The sequence below is a fragment of the Rhodococcus yunnanensis NBRC 103083 genome (assembly GCF_001895005.1).
GTDB classification, from domain to species: Bacteria; Actinomycetota; Actinomycetes; order Mycobacteriales; family Mycobacteriaceae; genus Rhodococcoides; species Rhodococcoides yunnanense.
Genome location: NZ_BCXH01000003.1, coordinates 212,253 through 238,629, shown reverse-complemented (window position 1 = coordinate 238,629; position 26,377 = coordinate 212,253). Strand labels below are relative to the sequence as shown.

General features: G+C 64.0%; 13 protein-coding genes. 1 reads left to right on the top strand and 12 read right to left on the bottom strand.

The features are described 5' to 3' along the window. Positions 1–78: 78 nt before the first annotated feature. The 8 genes from RY1_RS07460 to RY1_RS07425 form a co-directional block, all read right to left on the bottom strand. Entirely contained in the window at positions 79–1,281 is a 1,203-nt protein-coding gene (locus RY1_RS07460; RefSeq protein WP_072802905.1) for a phosphotransferase family protein, read from the bottom strand. A gap of 201 nt (positions 1,282–1,482) precedes the next feature. Beyond that, positions 1,483–12,042: a type I polyketide synthase gene (locus tag RY1_RS07455; RefSeq protein WP_072802904.1), complete on the bottom strand. Its 10,560-nt coding sequence runs from the start codon at positions 12,040–12,042 to the stop codon at positions 1,483–1,485. Positions 12,043–12,273: 231 nt separating this feature from the next. Beyond that, a complete protein-coding gene (locus RY1_RS07450; protein ID WP_072802903.1) occupies positions 12,274–13,431 on the bottom strand; it encodes a serine hydrolase domain-containing protein in 1,158 nt (385 codons plus the stop codon). 58 nt (positions 13,432–13,489) lie between these two features. Continuing rightward, positions 13,490–14,527 carry an NAD(P)-dependent alcohol dehydrogenase gene (locus RY1_RS07445; protein WP_072802902.1) on the bottom strand — a complete coding sequence of 346 codons (1,038 nt, stop codon included), beginning with the start codon at positions 14,525–14,527 and terminating at the stop codon, positions 13,490–13,492. Positions 14,528–14,635: 108 nt separating this feature from the next. Beyond that, positions 14,636–16,543, bottom strand: a complete 1,908-nt coding sequence (locus RY1_RS07440) for a flavin-containing monooxygenase (RefSeq protein WP_084727238.1) — start codon at positions 16,541–16,543, stop codon at positions 14,636–14,638. A 37-nt stretch (positions 16,544–16,580) separates the two neighbouring features. After that, positions 16,581–17,495: an alpha/beta hydrolase gene (locus RY1_RS07435; protein WP_084727237.1), complete on the bottom strand. Its 915-nt coding sequence runs from the start codon at positions 17,493–17,495 to the stop codon at positions 16,581–16,583. Between the two features lie 79 nt (positions 17,496–17,574). Beyond that, positions 17,575–17,769, bottom strand: coding sequence for a ferredoxin (locus RY1_RS07430; RefSeq protein ID WP_072803065.1), 195 nt, complete (start codon positions 17,767–17,769; stop codon positions 17,575–17,577). 23 nt (positions 17,770–17,792) lie between these two features. Further along, entirely contained in the window at positions 17,793–19,034 is a 1,242-nt protein-coding gene (locus tag RY1_RS07425) for a cytochrome P450 (RefSeq protein ID WP_139279752.1), read from the bottom strand. 271 nt (positions 19,035–19,305) lie between these two features. Here RY1_RS07425 and RY1_RS07420 point away from each other — a divergent pair, with 271 nt between their 5' ends. Further along, positions 19,306–19,896, top strand: a complete 591-nt coding sequence (locus RY1_RS07420) for a TetR/AcrR family transcriptional regulator (RefSeq protein ID WP_072802899.1) — start codon at positions 19,306–19,308, stop codon at positions 19,894–19,896. 27 nt (positions 19,897–19,923) lie between these two features. Here RY1_RS07420 and RY1_RS07415 read toward each other — a convergent pair whose 3' ends face one another. From RY1_RS07415 to RY1_RS07400, 4 genes are all read right to left on the bottom strand, one after another. Continuing rightward, positions 19,924–20,772 (bottom strand): SDR family NAD(P)-dependent oxidoreductase, encoded by an 849-nt coding sequence (locus RY1_RS07415; RefSeq protein ID WP_072802898.1) that lies wholly within the window; start codon positions 20,770–20,772, stop codon positions 19,924–19,926. Between the two features lie 170 nt (positions 20,773–20,942). Next, complete coding sequence (locus RY1_RS07410) at positions 20,943–22,760, bottom strand: flavin-containing monooxygenase (RefSeq protein ID WP_072803063.1); 1,818 nt, start codon at positions 22,758–22,760, stop codon at positions 20,943–20,945. 78 nt (positions 22,761–22,838) lie between these two features. Continuing rightward, positions 22,839–23,576, bottom strand: a complete 738-nt coding sequence (locus RY1_RS07405; protein WP_084727236.1) for an ABC transporter ATP-binding protein — start codon at positions 23,574–23,576, stop codon at positions 22,839–22,841. Beyond that, the gene (locus RY1_RS07400) at positions 23,573–26,341 is read right to left on the bottom strand and encodes a branched-chain amino acid ABC transporter permease/ATP-binding protein (protein ID WP_072802897.1); all 2,769 of its coding nucleotides are present in this window, start codon (positions 26,339–26,341) and stop codon (positions 23,573–23,575) included. Before RY1_RS07400 ends, RY1_RS07405 begins: the two co-directional genes overlap by 4 nt. Positions 26,342–26,377 lie beyond the last annotated feature (36 nt).

Genomic DNA, 26,377 nt, shown 5'->3' with positions numbered 1-26,377 from the left:
CGGCAGTGGTTCAGGTACGGCAGTTGTTCAGGTACGGCAGTGGTTCAGGTACGGCAGTGCTTCAGGTACGGCAGTTGTTCAGACCGACACTGTGAGATGTCCCAGTGCCGCGGCCACCAGCGCGGCCTGCTCTGCGATCTGCGGCGAGTCGAGCGCGGGAATCACGCTGTCTCGTAGGGTCTTCTGCGCTGCGGCCGAGAGCTTCTCCGAGTCGATGGGCGGAATCCCCGGGTCGGTTGCGGGATCGGCTCCGATCAACCGAAGTGCCGATCCCAGCCATAGATTCAGTCCAATCTTGCTGAATGCGAAGCGGAGGTCGTCGGATGCGCCGATGGCGAACAGGTACTGCATTCGGTAGATGATCGACGCGAGTTTGAAATAGTTGAGAACTTCGTACCAGCGCAGGTCGTCGTCTTTCACGTCGATGCCTGTCAGTTCCGAATAGAGTGCGATCACCTCCAGACGCGACAGCCCGGTCTTCATCGGGAACGGGTTCTCGCTTCCACCGATGAAGGTGGTGCAGAGAAAATAGGACAGATCGATCAGCGGGTCGCCGAGGCTCGCCATTTCCCAGTCGTTGAACGAGACGACCTGACCGTCGTCGGCCCACATGAAATTGCCCCACTTCGCATCCCCGTGCAGCAGGCCGATTCGACCGCTCGGTTGCGGCTTGTTCGCGCGCAGCCAGTCGATGATCAAGCCGAAGGCCGGCATCTCCCCCACCCTCGACCCTTCGAAATACGTGACCCATCGGTCGAGCTCCGGGCCGGTCGGGTCTGCTGTGTCTCCGAGGCAGTCGATTCCGCTCGACTTCCAATCGACCTGTGCCACATGGGCGATCATCGTGACTGCTCGACGCGCCATGTCGCGGGCGTCGTCGGGTGCGAAGTTCGCGAAGGCGGAGGGGACTGCTTTCTCGAACGCGGTTCCGTCGAGCTTCTCCATGACGAAGAACGGTCGGCCGAAGATCTCCGTCCCCTCCTCGTACCAGAGAACGGCGGGAACCGGGATCGGGGAATCCTTCAGCGCCCCCATGATCTGGTATTGCTTTCCGATGTCGTAGGGCGCCAACAATCCGTTCTCCCCCGGCGGCGGAAGACGCAGTACGTACTCCTTCTCGTGCCGCGCACCCGCGTCATCGGTCCATCCGACTCCGACTACGAAGGTTTCGTTGGAGAACCCGAACGCAAGTTTCGACACGTCCGACAACAGATCGACCTCACGCGCGCCGATGATGTGCTCAGCAAACCACTCCTTCAATGCTGTGTTGACCATGGACATCTACCCCGGCCCTCCCTGGTGTTCACTCGACGATCTCGGCGAACGTCGACAGTGACGTTCGAGATGAACATCACTCGACGCGAAGATGAACGTCCGGACAGTCAACAGGAGTCCGAACTACCGCAGCGACGCTTCGCACGAAGATCGTGTGGTGCGATCTGCAAGGCAGACTCGCGAAGTACGCAAGCCTGTCGAGCGGTGTCAGAGACCGCGATCGATGAGATCGAGGATTTCCTGACTGGTCGCCGCATGAATCTTGTCGACGGTGTCAGCCGAGCTGTTCCGTGGCCGTCCGAGCTCGGTCAGCAGAGTGGACATCCGTTGCGCGATCGCGGCCCGCGACTCCTCGTCGTCGCCGATCCCGGCCACCGCTGTGCGCAGCCGCTCCAGATCAGCCATCACGACCGACATCGGATCAGGCATCAGTGCGGCACGCAGGAACTCCGCAACCTCACGGGAATTCGGTTGATCGAACACCAATGTCGGCGGCAAACGCAGTCCGGTCGCAGCCCCGAGCTGATTGCGTAAGGCGACCGCAGCGAGCGAATCGAAACCGAGGTCCTTGAATGCCTGATCCGGTTCCACCGAATCCGACCCGTCGTATCCGAGCACGGTCGCAGCACTGGTTCGAACCAGGTCGAGCATCAGATGTCGTTGCTCCGAGATCGACCGATCGGCAAGGCGTTCGGCCCAACTCGACGAACCGCGTTCGCCCTGCACACCGACGAGTCCCGGAACACGGGTGCGTATCTCTCTCATCAAGCCCCGCAGAGGAGCGGGAACGGCCGCGACCGAGCGCTCGAACCGGGAGGCAACCACTACCGCCTCGTTGCTCGCCAACGCCGCGTCGAGCAGCGCCGATCCCTCGGCCGCGGACAACGGAATCATTCCGGTGCGACGCGTTCGAGCAGTGTCGATGTCACCGAGGCCCGATGTCATGGCGCTGAGCGGTGCCCACATTCCCCATTCGATCGACGACGCAGGAAGCCCGAGGCCCCGGCGGTGCCGGGCAAAGGCGTCGAGAAACATGTTGGCTGCGGCGTAGTTGCCTTGACCGGGTGCACCCAGGACACCAGCGAGCGAGGAGAACATCACGAAGGACCTCAGCCCCGACCCCAGCCCCGACGTCAACCGATGAAGGTTCCACACCGCGTCCACCTTGGGCCGCAGTACCGTCTCCAGCCTCTCCTCGGTGAGCGATGCGATGGTGCCGTCATCGATGACCCCTGCGGCATGCACGACGCCGGTCAGCGGATGCTCGGACGGCACGCGGGCCAGCAGTTCGGCGGTTGCCTCTTCGTCGGCGAGGTCGCATGCACCGATGTCGACGCTCGCCCCTGCATTCGTCAGGTCGCGGCGCAGCTCGTCGCATCCGTCCGCTGCCGCGCCTCGCCTGCTCACCAGCAGTAGATGCCGCACGCCGTGCCGGGCGACGAGGTGTCGCGCCACATGTCCGCCGAGCGTTCCGGTTCCGCCCGTGACGAGCACGGTCCCACCGTGTTCGAACGGCGGGATCGCCGTCTCGGGCGCGCCGTCACCGCCTTCGGCCAGCCGGCGCAACCGCGGCGCGAACAATGCATCACCTCTCAGCGCAAGTTGCGGTTCTCCGCTTGCTACCGCCGCGTCGAGCACAGGGTCGAGTGCCGAGCCCTCGTCGATGTCGATCAACACGATGCGACCCGGGTTCTCGTTCTGCGCGGAACCGATCAGTCCCCATGCCGCCGCTGACGCGAGATCCGATGCGGAGCCGCCGTTCACGGCAACCGCGCCCCGTGTCACGATCACGAGCGGGCCATCGGCAAAAGTGTCTTCCTCCAACCATTCCTGCAGCAGGGCCAGCACGCGCGCACATGTGTCGTGCACTGCCTTCGCACCCTCGGTGGCACGTGCTGCGCCCTCGACCTCGACGAGTCGGCGACCGGGCTCCGGCTCCTGTCCCGGCACGTTCACGGCAACCGGGATCCACACGGTGTGATGCAGAGCCCCACTACTACCCGACACCCCGCTCCCCGACACCCCACTGCCCGACACCGAGCCTGACACCACGTCCACCGCGTCCACGGTCAAGACCGGATCACCGTCGGCACCCGTGGCGAGTATCCGTCGTCTGCCGTCGGGGAGGTCGTCCATGCGGATCCCCATCGCGGACGAACCGGCGACGTGCACCTCGATTCCGGTGAAGGTTCGCGGAAGATCGCCGGAGCCCACGATCGGGTCGAGGGCCCTGTGCAGAAGCATCGGATGTATCCCGTACCCACTCGAATCCATCCCCTCGTCCAGCGAGACGGAGAAGTCCTCGATCCTCGTATCACCCTGCAGAACAGTAGGTTCCACTACATCTGCTATTTCCGCGGAGGCGTGCGTCGTCCATGCCCCGACCCCGTCCGCGCCCGCCGTGTTCGACGACACAACGATGCGTCGCACTCCGGCGTCGCCGGGAGGGTGGACGAGCATTCGAACTACCGCGACGCCGCCGGGCGGGAAGACGAGTGGGTCGTACAGGGTGAGTTCCCGAATCCGGGGAAGCCCGATGTAATGCGCAGCGTGCAGTGCCAGCTCGACGAACACCGAAGGCAGCAGCACGCTTTCGTCGACCGGATCGCCCTCGTCGTCGCAGCTCACCGCCAGCCATGGGTCCCGCAGCAGTGACAGTTGCCCGGTGAACAGGATGGCAGAGTCGTCGAGTTCGAGGACGCCGCCGAGAAGCGGATGTTCGGCCGAACTCAGGCCCAGATCGGCGGGCTCACCGGCTTGCGGTCGCGGAGCCGCAGGCCAGAACGATCTGTGCTGAAATACGTAGGTGGGCAGATCCACTCGACGACGCCCGGGATAAACGTGATTCCACTCGATCGACGTGCCGTGCACGTGTGCGGAGGCCAGCGCCCCCATGATGTCGTGAACATCCCGGCCAGGAACTGCGCCATCACGAGAAGGCAGGCAGGGGGTGACGACCGGAAGGGTCTCGGCCGCGAGTGCAGCCAGAACTGCTCCTGGCCCGATCTCGAGAGCACGGCTGACGCCGAGCTCGCTCAGAGACTGCACACCGTCGGCGAATCTGACCGGCATACGCACGTGCCTCGACCAGTAGTCGGGTGCCGTGAAATCGTCTGCAGTGCCAAGTTTTCCGCTGACATTGGACACGATCGGACTGGTCGGCGGCGCGGCATTCGAGCGGGAGACGACGTCGGTGAAACGGCCGAGAACGGGCTCCATCAGCGAGGAATGGAACGCACGCTCGACGCGGAGGTTCGTCGTGCGCAGTCCTGCTGCCTTCAGTTCCGCGTCGAGCGTTCGAATCTCGGATACGCTGCCGGACAGTACAACCGATTCGGCTCCGTTGACCGCGGCGATGTCGACGCGGTCGTCGATCATCCCCCTGATACGTTCCTCGCCGGCCTGGACGGCGATCATCGAACCCGCCTCGGTTTGTTGCATGAGGCGTCCACGCGCAGCGACGAGGGCGGCCGCGTCGGGAAGGCTGAACACGCCTGCGATGTACGCTGCGGTGAGCTCACCGATCGAATGACCGGCGAGGTAGTCCGGGGTGATGCCCCACTCGCGCAGTAGCGCACAGAGCGCGACCTCGATGGCGAACAACGCGGGTTGGGTGTATTCGGTACTGTCGATTCGTCCGTCCGTTTCTCCCCAGAGAACCTCGCGCACAGGGGTTTCGAGATGCTCGTCGAGGGCCGCGCTCACCTCGTCCAGCGCTGCGGCGAACACCGGGAACGCCTCGTACAACCCCCGGGCCATACCGACCCGCTGAGCTCCCTGACCCGTGAACAGAAACGCCGTCCTGCCTCGCACGACGGTTCCAACGACGATGTTCTCACCTGTTCGGCCGTCTGCGATTCGGCCGAGTCCGTCGCGCAAGTCGTCGAGGCTCTCCCCGATCACTGCCGCCCGGTGATCGAATGCGGGCCTGCCCGACGCCAGCGTGTACGCCACGTCGGCCGGTTCGGGCAGGCGGGCGTCGTCGGTGTCGAGGAACTCGGCCAGTCGCTTGGCCTGAGCCCGCAGCGCGGCATCCGTCTTGCCCGAGACCACCCACACCAGAGGATGTCGCGTCGGTACCACCGTGACGGCTTCGCTCGGTGGTTGCTCCAGAATCATGTGCGCGTTCGTGCCGCTGATGCCGAACGACGACACCCCTGCGCGCCGCGGCCTGCCGGTATCGGGCCACTCGACCGCGTCTCCGAGCAGCCGGACGTCTCCGGCGGTCCAATCGACGTGGCGGGTCGGCGCATCTCCGTGCAGGCTCGGCGGCAACACTCCGTGCCGCATCGCCATCACCATCTTGATGACACCGGCGATGCCCGCTGCCGCTTGCGTGTGGCCGATGTTGGATTTGATGGATCCGAGCCACAGCGGACTTCCATCACGACCCTGGCCGTAGGTGGCGAGCAGCGCCTGCGCTTCGATCGGGTCGCCGAGCGTCGTGCCGGTGCCGTGCGCTTCCACTGCGTCGATGTCGGCGGGTTCCAGTGACGCGTCGGCGAGGGCTCGACGGATCACTCGCTCCTGCGACGGCCCGTTCGGCGCAGTCAACCCGTTGGACGCGCCGTCCTGGTTCACCGCCGACCCACGAACCACCGCAAGCACATGGTGCCCATGGCGTCTGGCGTCGCTCAACCGCTCGAGTACCACCATTGCCGAACCCTCGCTCAGCCCTGTCCCGTCGGCGCGATCGGAGAACGGCTTGCACCGCCCGTCCGACGCGAGCCCGCGCTGGCGGCTGAACTCCACCAGCACCCCCGGGGTGGCCATCACCGTCGCGCCTCCCGCGAGGGCGAGCGTGCACTCGCCGTCGCGCAGCGCTCGCGCCGCCAGATGCATCGCCACCAGCGAGGACGAACACGCCGTGTCGACCGTGACGGCAGGCCCGGTGAATCCCAGCGAATACGAGATCCGTCCCGACGCGACGCTGTTGCTGGTACCGGTCATCAGGTAACCTTCGGCGTCGACGTTGCGCTGGCCCATCAGGTGAAATCCGTAGTCGCCGCCCATCATTCCGACGAACACACCGGTATCGGTCAGACCAGGCGCATCCGGCGCGATGCCCGCGTTCTCCAATGCCTCCCATGCCCGTTCGAGCAACAGCCGGTGCTGCGGATCCATCGCAACGGCCTCGCGCGGGCCGATACCGAAGAATGCAGCATCGAATTCGTCGGCATCGTAAAGGAATCCACCCTGCTTCATGTAGGTGGTACCGGCCTTGGACGGATCGGGGTCGTACACCTGCTCGAGATTCCAGCCGCGGTTGCCCGGGTACGGGCCGACGGTGTCCTTGCCATCGAGCGTGAGTCGCCACAGATCCTCCGGATCGGACACGTGCCCTGGATATCGGCACGACATTCCGACGATGACGATCGGGTCCGTCTCCCGTCGCACCCGCACGGTGTCCGAGGACTCGGCAACCCTGTCGGTACCCAGTATCCGCGTCTGCAACTCGCGGGCGAGTGCCTGCGCCGTGGGATGGTCGAACACCACTGTCGCCGCGAGCGCGACGCCCGTCGCGGATGCCAGATCGTTCCGGAGTTGGACCGCGGTGAGTGAATCGAAGCCCAAATTCTTGAACGCACGTTCCGGATCGATGTCGGCTCCCGCGCCGTGTCCCAGGACGGCAGCGATGTGGCTCGTGACGATGTCGAGCACTCTGCTCTCGCGGGCGTCGGAATCGAGGGCACGCAGCTCGTCGGCCAGTCCCGTCGAACCTGCAGGGGCGGCCCGACGACGACGCACGCCCAGCACACGCCTCAGAATCGGCGGCAGTGAGGCGGACTCGGATTCGGCCGGACGCCTGGACAACCGAACGGGCACGACCACCGCGCGGTCGGCGGCGACTGCCGCATCGAACAGTGCGAGTCCGGTCTCCTTGTCGATGGTCTCGATACCGCTGCGCTGCAGTCTGTCCAGATCTGCGACGCTCAGGTGCGATGTCATTCCGCTGGGGATGTCCCACAATCCCCACGCGATCGACGTCGCGGGGAGGTCGCGCACGCGCCGGTGCTGCGCGAGCGCGTCGAGGAACACGTTCGCGGCAGCATAATTGGACTGCCCCGCAGCGCCGAGAACTCCTGCTGCAGAGGAGAACAGGACAAATGCGGTCAGCGACCGTTCCGCCGTCAGCTCGTGCAGATTCCACGCGCCGTCCACTTTCGGACGCAGCACGGTGTCGAGTTGATCCGCTGTCAGTGCGCTCGCGGTGGAGTCGTCGAGCACCCCTGCCGCGTGAATCACCGCGACGAGGTCCGGGATGGTCTCCAGCAGAACGGCGAGTGCCTCGCGGTCGGCGACGTCGCAGGCCGCGAGGCGTACCTGCGCTCCGGTCGCGGCGTATTCCGTCGCCAGTGCTGCTGCCCGATCCGGGTCGACGTCGCGGCGGCCGGTCAGCACGAGCCGCCGCACGCCGTACCTGTCCACGAGGTGACGGGCGACCAACGAGCCGATGGTCCCGGTCCCGCCCGTGATCAGCACCGTCCCCTCAGCACCGAACGGAGGTACATCGCCACCAGGACCACTGCTCTGGACAACAGGGGGCACAGGGGGCACGGTGGCCAGCATCGGTGCCAGCAGCACACCGTCTCGGACCGCGAGCTGAGGCTCGGTGCACGACACCGCGGCCGACAGCACATCCGTCCACGTCGCATCTGTCGACGGCGCTTCGGTCGACGGCGCATCTGTCGACGGCGCATCTGTCGACGGCTGGGCGTCGATGGTGTCGTCGAGGTCGAAATCCAGATCCACCAGCGTGATTCGGTCGGGGTGTTCGTGCTGCACAGCGCTGATCAGTCCCCAGGCCGGTGTTGCCGCGAGATCGTCGATCGGTTCGGTGTCGCGGACGCCGACTGCATATCGAGTGGTGACGACCAGCCGAGCGTCGGAGATTCGGTCGTCGCGAATCCAGGATTGCACCGCGCCGAGCGCAGTAGTCGCTGCGGCGTGCGCGCGTGCAGGCATCGTCGATTCCTCCGCCGGCCGCAGATGCACGTGCACTACCCGATCGCCGATGTCCGCGCCTGCGAGCGCGTCGGCGAGGGAGACGAACTCCTGTGTCGCCGACGTCGACAGACCCACCGGAATCCACTCCACCCGAAAGAGGTTGCGGCCCACGAGGGCGGCGGAATCGGCCGCATCCAGCGGCCGCAAGGTGAGGGCGCCGACGGTCAGCACCGGTGTGCCTGCGGCGTCGTAGGTCGACACCGCGTAACGGCCTGGTCGCTCCTCGGTGACACGGACCCGGACAGCAGTGGCACCCTCGGTGTGCAGTTGCACTCCGCTCCACGCGAACGGCAACTGGATTCCTCGTGACGCGGAATCAGCTGCACCGAGCGAAATCAGGTGCAGTGCAGCGTCCAGCAACGCGGGATGGATCCCATACCCTGCCACGGCCGCGGCGGGATCGTCCGCTTCCAGCCGGACGTCGCCGAACAACTCCCCGTCGCGTCGCCACGCGGACCGCAGACCCCGGAACGTGGGCCCGTACTCGTATCCGGCGTCGTCGAGTACGTCGTAGAGTCCACCGACGTCGATGGATTCGCAGCCCTCCGGTGGCCACTGCGCCGATATCGTCGGGTCCACACTCTCGGCAGCCGTGAGGGTTCCACTCGCGTGTGCCGTCCAGGGCGTGTCCGAGGACCCATCGACAGGACGCGAATGTATCGAGACGGCCGTGCGCCCGGTGGCCGCGTCGTCGAGCACGCTCACCTGCAGGGCCGTCTCACCTTCGGCAGGGATTCTCAGTGGAACGGCAATGGCGAAGTCTTCCAGCCGGTTCGAACCGATTCGATGCCCGGCGTGGAGCGCGAGTTCGACGAACGCTGTCCCTGGCAGAATGACGGTGCCGTCGACCGCGTGGTCGTTCAACCACGGAATCCGCATCGGTGAGAGCACTCCGGTGAAGACGGCTCCTCGTCCGTCACCCAACTCGACCGACGCCGCGAGCATCGGATGACCGGCGGCATCCATCCCGGTGGACGTGAGGTCACCCGGGGCCGCGGCGGGGTCCAGCCAGAATCGACGATGCTGAAACGCGTAGGTGGGCAGTTCGACCCAGCGGTGACGGTCATCGTATCGGCCCCACCCGACGTGCTTCCAATCGACGTCGATTCCATGAACATATGCGTCGGCGAGCGCGGAGGTGAACTGATGCAACGTTCCTCGGTCCCGTCGCAGAGTTCCGAGCGCATGCCCGGCGACGCCCAGCTCGTCGATCGTCTCCTGCAGCGCGCCGGTGAGTATCGGGTGCGGACCAGCTTCGACGAACAGCCGATATCCGTCGGCCACGAGCGCTTCGGTGGCAGCCTCGAACCGAACGGTCCGTCGTAGATTCCGATACCAGTAGTCCGCGTCGAGTTCCGAGCCGTCGAGTAGTCCTCCGGATACCGAGGAGTAGAACGGGATTCGGGATCGGCGGGGCGTGACCGACGCCAGCGCGGCGACCACCGGTTGGTGCAGGATCGACACGTCCGCACAGTGCGATGCGTACTCCACAGCGATCCGGCGCGCCGTGATCCCCGCGTTCTGCCAGTTCAGTACCAGCTCGTCGAGCACGTCGACGGGCCCGGAGATCACCGTCGCGGTCGGTCCGTTGACCGCCGCCACCGAGGCAGCCCCTCCCAGACGTTCAATATCGGATCGCACGTCGGCCGCGGCCATGGTCACCGATGCCATACCGCCGGTTCGGTCGGCGAGCGCTGCGATGACCTTGCTGCGTTCGGCGACGACCATGGCCGCGTCGGGCAGGCTCAGAGCCCCGGCCACGCACGCCGCGGCGATCTCGCCCTGCGAATGACCCACCACCGCAGCAGGTTCCACCCCGTTCGAGCGCCACAGTTCGGCAAGTGCGACCATCACCGCGAACAGCGCAGGCTGCACGACGTCGGCACGGGCCAGCGATGCCGGGTCCGTCTCGTGCAGTACGTCGATCAGGTCGTAGTTCGTGTACGGCGCCAACGCATCTGCGCATTCGCGCAGCCTCTTGGCGAACACGTCGGACTGTTCCATCAATTGCGTTGCCATACCGACCCATTGAGCGCCTTGGCCGGGAAAGACGAACACGGGTCTGTCCCCTGCTTCGAGTGCTCTCCCCTTGATCACCTCGGCGCCCGGCATACCCGAGCCCACTGCATCGAGCCCGGCGAGCAGACCCGAAGTCTCGTTGCCGATCACCGCTGCCCGGTACTCCAGCGCCGCCCGCGAACGGATCAGGGAAGCGGCGACGTCCGGCGGTGCATACTCGGGATGCGCACCCAGATGCTCGATCAAGCGCGCAGCGTTGCCGCGGAGTGCGGCGTCGGAGTGCGCGGAGACGAACCAGGCCAACTCCTCCCGGCCCCTGTCCCTGTCCCCCTCTGTACCGTCGGCCTCGTTGACAGGTGGCTCCTCCACTACCACGTGAGCGTTGGTGCCGCTGATTCCGAACGACGACACCCCGGCTCGACGCGGCCGCCCGTTCTGCGGCCACGCGATCTGCTGCTCCAGCAGCCGCACGCCGCCTGTCGACCAATCGACGTGCGGAGTCGGCTTGTCGACGTGCAGGGTTTTCGGCAGCACGCCGTGCTTCATCGCCATGATCATCTTGATCACGCCTGCCGCCCCCGCGGCGGCCTGAGTGTGCCCCAGGTTGGACTTCACCGAACCCAGCCACAGCGGGCTGTCCTCGCTGCGGCCACGACCGTAGGCCTCCAGCAGCGCCGACGCCTCGATCGGGTCGCCGAGCGTGGTGCCGGTGCCGTGGGCCTCGACCGCGTCCACCTCGTCCGGTTCGAGGCCTGCGGCTGCGAGAGCCTGCGCGATCACCCGCTGCTGTGCATGTTTGTTCGGTGCCGTCAGTCCGTTGCTCGCGCCGTCCTGATTGACCGCGCTGCCGCGCACGACCGCGAGAATCCGCCTGCCCGCACGCTGTGCGTCGGACAACCGCTCCAGCGCCAGCATCGCTGCGCCTTCGCCCCATGCGGTGCCGTCGGCTGCCGCGGAGAACGCCTTGCACCGTCCATCACGTGCGAGTCCCCGCTGGCGACTGAACTCGACGAACACAGCCGGGGTCGACATGACCGTCGCTCCGCCCGCGAGCGCCAGTTCGCATTCCCCCATCCGCAGGGCCTGCGCGGCCAGATGGAGAGACACCAGCGACGACGAGCACGCGGTGTCGACGGTGATCGCAGGGCCGCTGAGCCCGAAGCTGTAGGCGACTCGGCCGGAGGCGACGCTCATCGCGTTTCCGGTGATGAAGTATCCCTCCAGCTCCTCAGGAGGAACTCCGCCTGCTCGGGCGGCGTAATCGATGCCGGACAGACCGGCGAAGACGCCGATTTTCGACCCATGCACCGATCTGGGGTCTATGCCTGCGTGCTCGAACGTCTCCCAACTCGTCTCGAGAAGCAGTCGCTGCTGCGGATCCATCGCGAGTGCCTCACGCGGCGAGATCCCGAAGATCTCCGGGTCGAACCCGGCTGGATCGTCGAGAAAACTGCCCTGCGTGGTGTACGTTTTGCCTGCTTGTTCCGCGGTCGAGTCGTAGATCTCACCGATCGGCCATCCTCGGTCGTCGGGAAACCCCGTCACCGTGTCCGATCCTGATTCGACCAGGGTCCACAGGTCCTCCGGTGATCGGACGCCACCCGGAAAAGTGCAGCCCATTCCGATGACGGCGATCGGTTCACGGTCGACGTTCTCCGCCTGGCGTAGCTTTTCTCGCGCCTCGTACAGGTCGGCGGTAACCCTCTTGAGATAGTCCAGAAGCGTCGCTTGATCAGCCATGATCGAGCCCCTAACCCCGAGCCCCTTAACGGTGTAACCGAGGCATGAAGTCTATCCGCCGAGGGGTGCCACCACGGTTGGAATATGGGAGTAGCCTCGGTTTTCAGGGCAACCGACAGGAATTCTCCCCGCATTGCCGATGCGAAGAGACTTCCTGAGGTAGCTATGATCGAATGCCGGCGTTTCGGCAGGTTACCCCGGCCAGGGCGTGATCATCGCGGCCCCGCCACATCATCGTGACCCGGCCACCGCCTCCAGTATCCGTCGGACGTATACAGCCGATCGGTCGGAGCCGATGGAACCACGCGCCATCTTGTTCATGATGTACGAGATGGTCATCTTCTGCTCGGGCAGCATGATCGTCAGCGACCCGCCCCATCCTCCCCAGAAGCAGATCCGCTCGTCCGGAATGTACGGCAACGTAGCAGGTTCGGGAAGGCCGTAGCCGATACCCCAGCGCAGCGGAACTCCGAGAACCAAGTCGCGCCCGCGGGCCTGTTCCTCGAAGATGTGATCGATCGTTTTCTCGGACAGCAGACTCACGCCGTCCACTGTCCCGCCGCGAGAGATCACCGACATGGTTCGCACCAGAGCGCGCGCATTGCTGTGCCCGTTCAGTGCACCCAGATCGGCACGACGCCACTCGATCGTGTTCGCCGCATTCGCATCCGGTACCGGGCCGGTCATGGTTCTCATCATCGGGGAGTCGACTGGAATCGACGACAGATCGACCGATACCTTTGGCGGCGGGATGATCTCGGCGATTCTGTCGTCGTCTGCTTCGACGGCACCGATCTGCAGATCGACACCGAGCGGGCCGGCAATCTCGTCGGCGACGAACTGCTTCAACTTCTTTCCGGTCACTCGCCGCACGATTTCACCCAGGAGATGGCCTTGATTCTGCCCATGGTAGCCCGAGGCAGTACCCGGTTCCCACCACAGTCCCTGCCGCGCAAGCAGTTCCACGGACTTGTCCCAGTCGTACATGTCGGTCGGCACGAACGGCGGGTCCCAACCGGAGACACCGGAGGTGTGCGACATGATGTGGCGAACTTCGACGGCCTCCTTGCCGTTCTGACCGAATTCCGGCCAATACGTCGCGACCGGGGCATAAAGGTCGACGAGGCCGCGCTCGACCAGGATCAGAATCGCCAGCGCCGTGATCTCTTTGGTCGTCGACCACACGTTGACGATGGTGTCGCGCTCCCACGCCAGCGTGCGCGCAGCGTCACGATACCCTCCCCAGATATCGACCACCAGATCCCCGTCGATGTCGACCGCAATGGCCGCCCCCAGCTCCTCCCCGGTACCCAACTGAGTCGCGAGGTCCTCGCGAAGGCCGTCGAAACGCGTGTCGGTGGTTCCGTGAATCTCGATCGTGGAGGTCATGAATACTCCTCTTGCTCACATGGGTACGGAAGAAAAAGGTGCTCGAATTCAGGCTCGGTCAGGGAACGAGCACAGCCCGCCCGTGTACCTTTCCTGCCTCCAGATCGTCGAAGGCCTGGAGTGCGTCATCGAGGTCGTACCTGGTGAGCTCCACTTCGACGCGCCCGGCCGCAGCGAGCGCGATGACCTGCTGCAGGTCGGTCCTCGTGCCTCCGTACGACCGACGGACGTCGACTCCCCACGGCAGCGTGGTCGTGAGCGAATCCACGGCGTAGCGGAATTCGCCTCCACCCAGTCCGACGAACCGGAGCGCACCGTCCGGTGCCACCACCGACGTCGCCACATCGACAGTGGGGGCGATTCCGACGAAGTCGAAGACCGCGTCGGCGCCGTACCCGTCGGTCAGCTCCAACACCTTCTCCACGCTCGACTCGTCACTGGCGATGGCCACGTCGGCCCCGAGGGACTGTGCGAGTTCGAGTTTCGAACTGTCGGATTCGAGAGCGATGATGCGTACGCCCGTCGTAGCAGACAGAATCTGCAGACCCATGTGTCCGAGTCCGCCGATCCCGATCACCACCGCTGTCGAGCCAGGAGTGAGCCGATGCCGCGCACCGTTGACTGCGTGCATCGGGGTCAGACCAGCATCGGCCAGCGGCGCGGCTGCAACCGGATCGAGCGATCCGATGTGTTCGAGGTACCGCGCGGGTACCTTCATGAACTCGGCCATCCCTCCGGCGTTGACGCCGAGCCCTGGGCATGCTGGCACTCGCGTACGGCCTGCAGCGGTGCAGGCGTTCTCGCGGCCGGAAACGCACGGCCTACACCGGCCGCACGACCACACCAGATACACCAGCACCGCGTCGCCTGCGTCGAAACCCTCGACGCCCGAACCCGTGGACACCACACGGCCTGAGGTCTCGTGACCCAGGACGCTCCCCGGCAACGGCCAATCCGGAATGTGACGCAGGTGTACGTCCGATCCACAGATGCCGGCACCCGATACCTGGATCAGGACCTCTCCGTAGCCGGGTTCCGGTTCGGCGATGTCGTCGATCACCAATCGCCCCTCGCCCATGAGCCGTACTGCGCGCATATCGACCTTCCTTTTCGCCGGTTTTCCTCGTGCTGGTCTTCGTCGTGCTGGTCTTCGTCGTGCTGGTCTTCGTCGTGCTGGTGTCACCGCCGGATCGGGGCGGTGCGATCACCTGACTATCACGTCGTCGAGATCGGGGGCTCGGAGTCTGGTCCAGAAGTCCAGCATCTTGAACGGGCTCGGCAGCGTGACGGCACCCCGCTCGTTGCGGTAGTACGTCGATGCCCGATGCTCCCGTGCCCAGATGCTGTTCTCCAGTGCCGCGTGGACCTCGTCGTCCCAACGCTTCTGTGCTTGCTCACTGACCTCTATCACGCGGGCCTCCTGCTCGAACAGTGCTTGCAGCGACTCGATCACGTAGTGGGTGACAGCTTCGACGGTGAAGTTGTGGCCTCCACCGTGTGCGGCCGACGAGTGTGGTCCGGACGTGATGAACAGGTTGGGGAATCCTGGAACCATGCAACCGTTGTAGGCCACCGGCGCGTCACGCCAGACATCGGCCAGCTCGAGACCGTCCCGACCGACGATGTTCCAGCCGCCGAGGTACTCGAGGGTGAAACCGGTTGCGTAGACGATGATGTCGACCTCGTGCAGTACGCCGTCGCCGTCCACGATTCCGTTCGGCACGACCTCGCTGAGCCCGGAGTCGACGAGTTCGGTGGTGGGTCGCTTGAGTGCCGAGTAGTAACCACCGGGGTCACGCACGGGACGCTTGCCCATCATCGCGTAGTTCGGCGTGAGCTTCGCCTCCAGATCCGGCCGGTCGGAGAACGATGCCTTCAGGTGTCCCAGCGACGGCTGCAATGCCATGTCGTTGAGCCTGCTGATCGACAGTTCGTGGGTGCTTGCCCATTCCTCGTCGTAGCGCACTGCGTCGTAGCCGCCGTCACCCATCAGGGCGAATGTGTTCAGTCGAGCCCACGTGGCATAAGTGGGCACAGTGCCCAGGAACCACAGTTCGGCCTGCGGCAGCGGGTCCACACCGAACGGCGGAGCGATCCAGTGCGGCTGCCGCTGGACCAGCGTGAGCGAGTCTGCCTGCTCGACCAGAGAATCGACGAGTTGTACTGCCGTGCATCCCGTTCCGATGATCGCGAGTCGCTTACCGGTTACGTCGACCGAGTCGTTCCAATCGGCGGAGTGCAACCATTGACCCGTGAAGGATTCGACGCCCGGCACGTCGGGCAGCTTCGGGTTGGTGAGGTACCCGGCTGCGGTCACGACGGCGTTCGCCCTCAGTTCTTTTCGTTCACCGTTCTGCACGTACGTCAGCGTCCACAACTGCGAGTCCTCGGACCACACGGCCTCGGTCACTTCGGTCCCGAATTCGAAGCGGTCGAGCACGCCGTATTCGGCCGCGACGCGATCGAGATAGTCGAGATACTGCTTTCCGTCCGGATACCTGTGTGTCCACGACGGATTAAGTTCGAAGGAGAACGAGTAATAGCGTGCCGGGGTGTCCACACCGACGCCGGGATACTGGTTGCGTGACCAGACACCACCGAGGCCCGAGCTCTTCTCGAGCACGGTGAAGTCGACCCCTGCGTTCTTCGCCGAGATCGCCAGCGAAATTCCCGCCATTCCGGCTCCGACGATGGCAAGTGTGAAGTCCGTCGGCGGCGCCTTGGTGCGCGGCACGGTACGGACGAACCTCGCGAATCCGGATTGCTCTTTGAGGAACGGCACCGAATCGGCACCGACCGGCACCCCGCCCACCACTGTCGCCAGGCGAGCGAAGACCTCGTCGGGAAGGTCGAGCGCGTCGCGGTCGTAGTCGGACAACGAGGTGAGAACCTCCTGCGCCCACTGGTCGAGACGACCCCTGTCGGCCTCGGGAAGCGAGGACACGAAACCACCGCGGGTCGCCTCGTGCGAGAAGTGAGGTTCGAACTCGTCGATCCTCGACCACTCACCCGTTATGCCGACCAGGCTGGCCAACAGCACTGCCGGGTCGGCGCCTGCACGATGTTCGCGGAGCACCTCGGCATCGACGTTCGTTCGGGTTCTTTCCATCATCGAGTGCTCTCCCTGGCGTGCGATCTCGGTAATAAGGTCATCCGGCGAGCTTCTTCGCAATGAAGTCACCCGTCAGCCGTATGGCCTCGGTGGCTTCCGGCAGGGCGTCGATCATCGTCATGAACCCGTGCATGACGCCATCGAATCGGTGCAGCGTCGCATCGACGCCGTCGCCTGCCAACCTGTCGACGAAAAGTTCCATCGAATCCCGCGTCGGGTCGTACTCGGGCGTGATGACCAGTGTGGGGCCGATGCCCTCGAACGACTTCGCGTTCCCGGGGACCGCATACGGGGAATCTCGGTCGGCGCCCTCGGGCAAGTACATGTTCCAGAACCACTCGCAATCCGCCGCACTCAGCATCGGCGGGGTCTCCAGTTCCGGGTTCGAGAGGACCAGTTCGTTGGTTCCGTAATAGCTGACGACCGCGTCGGGCCGGCGAGTACCTTGGTCCCGCGTCTTGAGCGCAAGTGCCAGAGCTACGGTGCCCCCGGCACTTTCACCGATACTCACCATCTTCCCGCTGGTCTCACCGAGCTCCGGCGGCGCGGAAGCCATCCAATCCCACACGGTGACGGCATCGTCGATCTGTGCAGGATACGGATGCTCAGGAGCAAGGCGATAGTCGATCGACACCACGATCAGATCGGCGATGTCGGCAAGGTGACGGCAGAAGTCGTCGACCATCCCCAAGCTGCCGATGGCGAAGCCGCCGCCGTGCATGTAGATCGCGACCGGTAGGTCGGTCGCGGAACTCGGTCGGTAGATACGAACCGGCACCGGAACCGAACCCGTGGACACCGTTACGTCGGCAGTGTGGAAAATCGGAGTTGTGGACGGTGGGATCATCTTCAGTCCCGCACGAATGGTGCTCAGCGGTCGCTGATTCATCTCGGTCGGGTTCCGCTTCGCGGAGAGTGCGAGTAGAGCCTTGGACTCAGCGGTCAAGGTCATGGGAGTTTCCTTTCGAGGACAGCGCTGGAATCGACAACACGGGCGCCCGCCTGCTCTGCGGTGTCCGGACGCGAGATGTTCAGTTCGCGAGCCTGAGTGCCTGGCCCGGGCAGAGATCGGTCGCACGCCGAATGCGATCGACTGCAGAGTTGTCGACCTCTTCTCGCAGTACGACCGCGACACCGTCGTCCTCGCGTTGGTCGAAGTAGTCTTCCGCGGTCATCACGCATTGCCCGCTCGACACACAGCGGTCCTCGTCGAGAACTATTCGCATCTGTGGCATTCTGTCGCCTCCGGTCACGCAGACCTCAGCACGACCGGAAGTTGTGCTGGACCACGAATCTCGGCCTCGTCGGTATATCTCAGCTCGTCTTCTTCGACAGCAAGGCGCAAGTGCGGGAAGTGCCGCAGAATAGCCTTCAGCGACAGGATCAGTTCGAGTCGCGCCAGATGCTGACCCGGGCATTGATGAAGCCCGAATCCGAAGCCAAGATGATTGTTGTCCTGGCGCTCTAGATCCATGTCTTCGGGCTGATCGAACTGTGCAGGATCATGATTCGCTCCTTCGAGTGACACGATGATGCCCTGCCCCTCGGCGATCTTGATGCCGCTGGGGAGCTCGATATCTGCAGTCGCCATGCGACCGACACCCAGGTGGGCAGCAGATATGTAGCGCATCATCTCGTTGATCGCCACATATGCCTGTTCGTCCGTTGCCTCGAGAAAATAGGCTCCCTTTTCGGGCGAGCGCAAGAACTCGACGATGGCTGCGCCGATCATATTGTAGGTGGTATCGAACCCGGCGCCGAAAACCGTGGAACCCAATACGATTCCGTCCAGGATCGACATCGATCCGTCCGCGATCGCCGCATTGATCCGCTGCACGGTCTTCGATGCATCCGGATTCTCGGCGATGTGCTGGCCCAACCGCTGCGCGAATTCGTGGGCACCGAGCTGGCCTCGCGTCTTCTCCTGGCCGACCCCGTACTCGATGTCGGAAATCAGGAGCTTGGCAAACACAGGTGCCATCTCCTGCGGCAATCCCCACAGTGTGCACATCACCGCGGACGGAATCTTCTGTGCGAACTCCGTCATCAAATCCACAGGCTCGGAACCGAAGGACTCCAAGTGTGCGATGGCGTCCGCCACGATCTTCTCGACCTCCGGGCGAAATCCGGCAATCGACTTGGGAGCGAGCTCGGGTGCGATGATCCGCCGCAGCGGCCCGTGTACCGGTGGATCCGATTGCACGATAGGGCTCGGCCCGCCGCGGTAGGCACGTTCGCGTACCAGAGATGGGAACTTGGGAACCGAATGCTTGGAACTGACATGGGGACTCGCCAACAGAGCGCGGACGTCGTCGTAGCGGGTCACATAGACCACGTCTTCGTCGAGCCATTCGAGGCGCACGATCGGAGTGCCGACGGCGTCACGTGCCTTCCCGACCCTGTCGGCCTGAGCGAACGGGCACGTTCGAGGAAACGGATAGTCACCGAGATGGGTTGTGTCGGCATCGGCATCCGCAGGTGTAGTTGTCACATCGCTCCTTTTGTCTCGCGACCGCAGTTGCGCAGTGTGTTGGAACCGAACCGACAGCACTCGATGCGCCGATGACTAGACTCGGAGTCTAACATCGATATGATTCAGATCACCATAGAAAATACTGAAACAGTCGGGGCCCGACGTGGGCTCGGCCCCGCGACACCGCCGGCTGTACCCGAGCTCCCCAGCACCTGAACTCCCCAGCACCTGAACTCCCCAGCACTTGAACTCCCCAGCACTTGAACTCCGGGTACATAGACTCCATGGCATGAACTCGGCAGATCGACTTCCGTTGCGGGAACGCAGGAGGACGCAGACCCGCGATCACCTGCTGACCACGGCGAGCCACCTCATCAGCAGAAAAGGCTTCAGCGCTACGTCGATCCAGGACATCGCCGATGCCGCGGGTACGAGCCGAGCCACGTTGTACAGCCATTTCGGGTCCAAAGACGGAATCCTCGCCGAACTCATCCGAAGCATGTGGGGTGACGGCGACGAAATGTATCGCCGATTCGGTGAGCTCGGCGATTGGAGCCGCTCCTCCATCCGCGGCTGGGTCGTCTACGTGGTCACGGTCTGGAATCAGGACGCAGAACGCAATCGATTGATCGCCGAGGTGGCGGGCCGCGATTTGCTCGATGACAGCCGGAAATACCACCGGCTGTACACCGACAGGCTGCTCACCAATTCCGAATTGTGGCACGCCCGTTTTTCTGTCCACGAAGCCGAACGACGCGCTGCCGTACTCGTGGTCCTGCTGGAGTCGTACCTTCAACGGCAACAATCGGACGGCCAGTCCCTCGACGACACGGTGGTCGATACTCTGACCGATGTCTGGATGGACGTCCTGCACGCGTGATGGGCCCGGCAGCTACCGGGCCGTCGTTCACCGGCCGACGCGCAGCCCTCCGTCCACCACGATGGTCTCACCGGTGATGTAGTCCGCCCAGCGGGTGCTGAGGTAGTACACAGCGCCCGCAATGTCCTGGGGCTCGGCGATTCGGTTCAGGGGGAGAAAGGCAGCCTTGGCGGACAGCGGAATTGTCTGTCCCGGTGCTCCGCCACCGGTGAGCGCGTGCTCGCGCCCGTCGATGGTGATGCTCTCGATGCCGATCTCCGGCCCTTCCGTCAACCGCGTGCGCGTGATGCCCGGAGCAACCGCATTGACGTTCACGTTGTACTTTCCCCACTCCATCGCCAGCGTGTTCGTCAGACCGATGATTCCGGCTTTGCCTGCGCCATAGGCAATCTGACTCGGCGCCCCCATGAGTCCGCCGATCGAGGCGACGTTGACGACCTTGCGAGTGACGGGATTTCCGTTCGCAGCAGCGTCCCGGAAGTATTTGCCCGCCGCGCGCAGAATACGAAACGGGGCTGCCACGAGCACATCGAGTACAACATCGAAGTCCTCGTCCGTCGTTTCTTCCGCCGGCGCGTAGGTGGCGTAGCCTGCGTTGTTCACCACGATATCGATTGCCCCGAATGCATCGAGACCGGCTTGTACGAATCGATGCCCGAAATCTCGGTCACTGACACTTCCGACGACGGTGACGACCTCGGCCCCCAGTGCCCTCGCAGCGTCCGCCGCCTCCTGAGCTGGTCCTTCGTCGATGTCGTTGAGCACGATGCGCGCTCCGTCGGCCGCCAGCATCTCGACGACACCTCGGCCGATTCCGCGGCCTCCGCCGGTGATCAACGCGACTTTGCCCTCGATTCCACTATCGTTGCCTGCCATGGCTTTCCATCCTTTCGAACCGCCTACCACAACGGTGTTGTCGTTCGAGATCGGAGTAGCGCGTGGATCGCAGACGCGCAGGCCCCATGCCGCAGGAAACCCCCATGCCGCAGGAAACCCGCATGCCGAAGGGAGCCCGCCGAATACGACGGACTCCCCCGGATACGGGCTCAACTGCGATTCGAGGGCCTCAATACCTCCGAGTAGCGATCACTCTCACGCCAGCGCGCGAGGATTTCATGAAACTCGATAGGGCCACCGCCGAAGTGTTGGCTCACCTTTCGCGGCTTTCCTTCCGCGTTGTAGTAGCCAGGGGTGCACTCGGCACTGAACTCGGAGGCATCGACGCGGCGCTCGACGATCTCCTGAACCCACGCATCCTCGGCATCCTCGGTGGGTTCGACGAGCACACCACCGAGCTTCTCCGCTTGCGCAACCGCAGACGAAATATGCTTGCCTTGTTCTTCCAGAATGTGCGAGAAGTTCACGGAGTGCGCGTTCTGGGTGAAGCCGATGTGAAAGAGATTGGGGAACCCGCGGCTGACCCAGCCGTGAACTGTTCGAAGGCCGTCGCTCCAGTACTCACTCAGAGTGGTGCCCTCTCGCCCGACGATATTCACGTTCGCTCGAGTAGCCGGGTTCGAGTTCTGCTCGTAGCCCGTCGCGAAAATTACTACGTCGACCTTGTACTCGACGCCCAGCACCACGATGCCGTCCTCGGTGAAACGCTCGATCCCTTGACCATCGGAGTCGACGAGAGTGACGTTCTCCCGGTTGAAGGACTGCAGGTACTTGTCACTGAACGCAGGGCGCTTGCACATATGGCGGTACCACGGTTGCAACTTCGCAGCAGTATCGGAATCCTCGACTATCTCGGCGACCCTCGCGCGGAGTTCTTCCATCTTCTCGTAGTCGGCCAACTCGATGGTCAATGCCGGATCGCCCGAGAACCCGTTGGCCGCAAGCTGTCGCATTCCGCGGGCAGGCGCGATGTCTGTCCACTTGTCGCCCACCAGATTCTCGGCGGCGCCGGTTCCATGCACGATCTGGATGAAATTGTCACGCCGCTGCCCTTGCCAGCCAGCTGGTTGCGCCTTCCAGAATTCGGCGTCGAGCGGCTCGTCGTCGCGCGTGTCGATGGCCGACGGCGTGCGCTGAACCACGAACAGCTCCTTGACATCCGGCGCGATCGCCGGCACCAGCTGCACTCCGGTGGCCCCAGTGCCGACGACCGCCACTCTCTTGTCGGCCAGCTTGGGCGCCCCGCCGCTCCCATCGCTTCCGGTGTATTCCTGATCCCACCGACTGGTGTGGAACATGTGCCCCTTGTAGTTCTCGATACCGGGAACTATCGGGAGTTTGGGGCCGAGGAGTAGACCGGCGGAGAGGATCACATAGCGGGAGACGAATTCGTCGCCGCGATCGGTCTTGACCGTCCAGCGCTCGGTCTCGTCGTTCCATTCGGCCGAGTCGACCGCGGTGTGAAACAACGCATCGCGATACAGCTCGAACTTCTTCGCCAGCGCGATCGCGTGCTGGCGAATCTCCTCACCCGAGGCGTACTTCCGTGTCGGAAGAACGTCGACTTCCTCGAGCAACGGGAGGTAGATCAACGATTCCACGTCGCATGCGATGCCGGGATACCGGTTCCAGTACCAGGTTCCGCCCACATCACCGGCAGGATCAGCGAATCGAATCTTCTCGAGGCCTGCCTTTCGTAGATATGCCCCTGCAACCAATCCACCGAAGCCGGTGCCGACAATCGTCACGTCGACGTCGTCATGGACGGTCTCACGCGTCGCAGGTGCGTCGGACCAGGGATCACGGCTGAACGATTCGAATTCGCCCGAATTGGTGAACACGTATTGCCCGAGGCCGTCGGGCCGTAACCGCTTGTCACGCTCGAGGCGGTATCTGGTCCGAACGGCGTCGAGATCCACCGTGGTCTCTTCGGTCGATCGAGTCTGCGTCATCGGTGTACTTCCCATCGATTGAATGATCGACCTCGAGGTCGTCTGCACGAGGCCCTCACGTTGCGGACATTCGAATGCTCAGTTGGACTGCCCTCAGTTGGACTGACTGCTGACCAGACCTTCGCCGAGGTACGCGCGCTCGACCCGCTCGGGATTGGCCAACAGCGTTGCCGCCGAATCCTCGAGAACGATCTCACCGTGCACGATCACTGCGGCCCTGTCCGCTACCCGCAGAGCAACGTGCACATGCTGCTCGACCAGCACGATGGAGGTCCGATCCAGTTCGGCGATCGTTCGCAGTACCGGCAGGATCTCCTCGACGATGACGGGCGCGAGCCCCATGCTCAGTTCGTCGATGAGGAGCACCTTGGGTCGCTGAATGATCGCCCGTCCGATGGCCAACATCTGCTGTTCTCCACCGGAGAGCCTGCCTGCGTCGATCCGCAATCGCTTGCGCAGTGCTGGGAAGTAGTCCAGTACCCGTTCGACGCCGGGGCCACGTTCGGCCCGTTCACGAACCGCGAGCCGAAGATTCTGCTCGACCGACAATTTGCGAAACAGCGCCCGGTCATCTGAGACGAGGACAAGTCCTCCGCGCACGGCTGCACGGGGCTGCCCGTTCTTGATGTCCACGCCGTCCACTCGCAGCCCACCGGAGAATCGCGGAATCAATCCCGCCATCGACAGCAGCAGGGTGGTCTTGCCTGCACCGTTCGGCCCCAACAGGCATACGAGTTCCCCCTCCTCCAGTGTCAAGCTCACACCGCGGACGCATGGGCGCTCGGTGAAGTAGCCGGTGGTCAGTTCTGCGCACTCCAGCCTGGGGGTCACGGGGCTGTCTCCTGTGTTGTCAGTTGCGGTTGGGCTTCGTGTTCGAGATCGATCGGCGTCTCGGCCGCGACGCCGAGATACGCTCGAATCACCTCGGGATGCTGGCGAACGACATCGGGTGTGCCACTGGCGATCACTTTGCCAAGGTCGAGCACGATCACCCGATCACACAGCGTCAGAACCAGATCCATGTCGTGCTCGACGAGCAACAGAGCAGTCCCGTCCCCGCATGCGAGGCGAAGCTTCTGCCCCAACCACTGGCTCTCGTTCGTGTCGAGTCCGGCAGCAGGTTCGTCCAGCAGAGCCACAACCGGGTGCGACGCCATGGCCCGTGCCACGGACACCAGCTGCCGTTGCCCCTGCGACAGGGACGACACTTCGACGTCACCGTGCTCGTCGAGTCCCAGCATCGTGAGCAGCCGTTCGACGCGTGCCGGGTCGCTGTTTCTTCCGGTCGCACCGACCTCGACGTTCTCGGCCGCGGAGAGATCGTCGTAGAGCTCGACGTCCTGGAAGCTGCGACCGAGACCGAGTCGACTTCTGGCGTGCGGCCGCAGGTTCTGCAGAGCCTTGCCGTTCAGTTCGACGGTTCCGACGGAGGGTGCGAATCCACTGATCGCGTCGATGACGGTGGTCTTGCCTGCACCGTTCGGTCCGATCAATCCAACTATCTCCCCTGGATAGACCTCGAAGGACACGTCCTCTGCTGCCTGAACCGCGCCGTACCGGACACCGATTCCCGTCACCTTCAATGCGGGCTGTCCCGCATCGAAATCCAGGTGTGCAGTGGCCTCCGGCACTTCCTCCGACACAGGTACCGGTACTGGTGCCGAGCGACGACGGATTGCCGGCAAACCGATGTGCGGGAGTTTGCCTGCGATTCCGTCCGGGTTGGCCATGATCGTGATGATCAGCAAGACGCCGCTGATGAGAATGTAGTAGTCACCGATGTGCAGGTACCGGTCGAAGACGAGATACAGAACGCCGCCCGGTGCCATGAGTCCGGCCAGTACAGCGCCGCCGACCGACGTGATTCCTGCGATGTACATGAGAGCGAAGATCGTGATTCCGCCGATCACCGAGAACGGGTCCGCGATGGCAAGCGTCTGTTGATACCCGATCAGGGAACCGCAGATGCTGGCCAAGAAGGCCGCGATCCCGAACGCCGCGAGTTTGACCACGGCGACGTTGATACCGGTGGCTGCCGCGGATCGCTCGTTGGCCCGCACCGCCAGCATGGCAAGTCCCAGTTTGCTGCGACGCAACCACGCCACGGCCAACGCGCAGACGACCAGCACTGCAAGACACAGCAATCCGAAGGCAATTCTCGGATACGCCTCTCCCGAACCGATTCCCAGACTCACACCGAACAGTCTCGGTTCGTCGATCGGCGAACCTGCCGATCCGCCGTTGAGGGACGGGTTACGGAACCAGAAGGCGTCGAGGAACACCGCCAGAGCCAGCGTCACCACTGTCAGCGGTAGCCCCCGAACTCGAAGCGACGGTAGACCGATGAGGACGCCGATGGCGGTGGCGAACAGTGCCGCGATAATCGGTGCAAACGGGAACGGTATACCGAGGTGGGTGTTGAGGACGCTGACCGAGAATGCGCCGACTCCTGCAAATGTCAACTGCACCAGGGAGATCTGGCCTGCAAACCCGGTGATCACAACCTGCGACAGTCCCAGGATCCCGAAGATGATGCTGGTGACGATCGCTCCCCGATAGCTTCCGGTCGTGAGCAACAATGCCACTACTGCTACGCCGATACCGATCAGCGCGGGAAAGAAGAAGCGTTCCGGGCGAGGTGAACGACCGAGCGCCTGCTTGAGCACAGCACCACGATCGGGTAGCGGCCGACCTTTCACCACGAGGAAGATCAAGATCAGGATCAGTGGAACGAACTCGGAGACACCGGCCCTCGGTATCCACGAGTACGTCGCCTGCAGGTTCGTCGATTCGGCTTGCAGCGCGCCGATCGCGATCCCTGCCAGGACCGTCAGCCAGATCGAACTGAAGTTGCCGACGAGAGTCGCAGCCAGGGCCGGCACGATGAACAGGGTGTAGGCGACCGGGTTGAGAGTCACCAGCGGCGCGATCAGAATGCCGCCGAGTCCGGCGATCGCGGACGACAGCGCCCAGTTGGTGACAGCGATTCGATCGGGAGACAGACCTGTCAGATATGCACCCTTCTCGGACTCCGCCGCAGCCTCGGTGGCGACGCCGAAACGCGTGTACCGGTAGACCAGCGACGCCACGACGGCAACGGCCACCACAGCGACGGCCAGCCAGATCCGATCTGCGGGTACTGTCGCCCCGCCCATCCGAAACGTCTTGATGGGAAAAATCGGCTTCACGGACAGCGACTCCGTGCCGGCGCGCAGCGCGATCACCGACTGAACGACCAACATCAGGCCGATCGAAGCGACAGCCTTCGCCACCACCGACGCCTTTCGCATCGGCCGGAAGATCAGCGCGTAGAACAGAACTCCGAGCACGGCCCCGATGACGAGCGAGATGATCATGGCCGGAGCCACCCCAAGCGGCCCACCGAGGTCGACCGTCTTGGGGAGGCCCGGAATCGGAATCATCAACTCACCGGTCCGCAGCAAGGCGTACGTGTAGGCGCAGTAGAGCGCTACCGCGCCGGTCGCGAAGTTCACCACCCCGGAACTCTTGAAAGTCATCACCAACGCGAGTCCGATGGCGGCATACACCGCGCCGTTACCCAAGCCGAGAACTAGATAGGTGAGATGCTCACTCATGCCAAGCCTTTCTGAAAAAACTCTTGTACGAGCTAC

Bases quoted from the DNA above. Each gene is read 5' to 3' on its own strand.
- RY1_RS07445 (WP_072802902.1), bottom strand. From the start codon at position 14,527: ATGCGCGCAGTACGGCTCATGGGCGAGGGGCGATTGGTGATCGACGAC.
- RY1_RS07410 (WP_072803063.1), bottom strand. From the start codon at position 22,760: ATGGGAAGTACACCGATGACGCAGACTCGATCGACCGAAGAGACCACG.
- RY1_RS07430 (WP_072803065.1), bottom strand. From the start codon at position 17,769: ATGCGAATAGTTCTCGACGAGGACCGCTGTGTGTCGAGCGGGCAATGC.
- RY1_RS07435 (WP_084727237.1), bottom strand. From the start codon at position 17,495: ATGACCTTGACCGCTGAGTCCAAGGCTCTACTCGCACTCTCCGCGAAG.
- RY1_RS07400 (WP_072802897.1), bottom strand. From the start codon at position 26,341: ATGAGTGAGCATCTCACCTATCTAGTTCTCGGCTTGGGTAACGGCGCG.
- RY1_RS07450 (WP_072802903.1), bottom strand. From the start codon at position 13,431: ATGACCTCCACGATCGAGATTCACGGAACCACCGACACGCGTTTCGAC.
- RY1_RS07440 (WP_084727238.1), bottom strand. From the start codon at position 16,543: ATGATGGAAAGAACCCGAACGAACGTCGATGCCGAGGTGCTCCGCGAA.
- RY1_RS07420 (WP_072802899.1), top strand. From the start codon at position 19,306: ATGAACTCGGCAGATCGACTTCCGTTGCGGGAACGCAGGAGGACGCAG.
- RY1_RS07415 (WP_072802898.1), bottom strand. From the start codon at position 20,772: ATGGCAGGCAACGATAGTGGAATCGAGGGCAAAGTCGCGTTGATCACC.
- RY1_RS07455 (WP_072802904.1), bottom strand. From the start codon at position 12,042: ATGGCTGATCAAGCGACGCTTCTGGACTATCTCAAGAGGGTTACCGCC.
- RY1_RS07460 (WP_072802905.1), bottom strand. From the start codon at position 1,281: ATGTCCATGGTCAACACAGCATTGAAGGAGTGGTTTGCTGAGCACATC.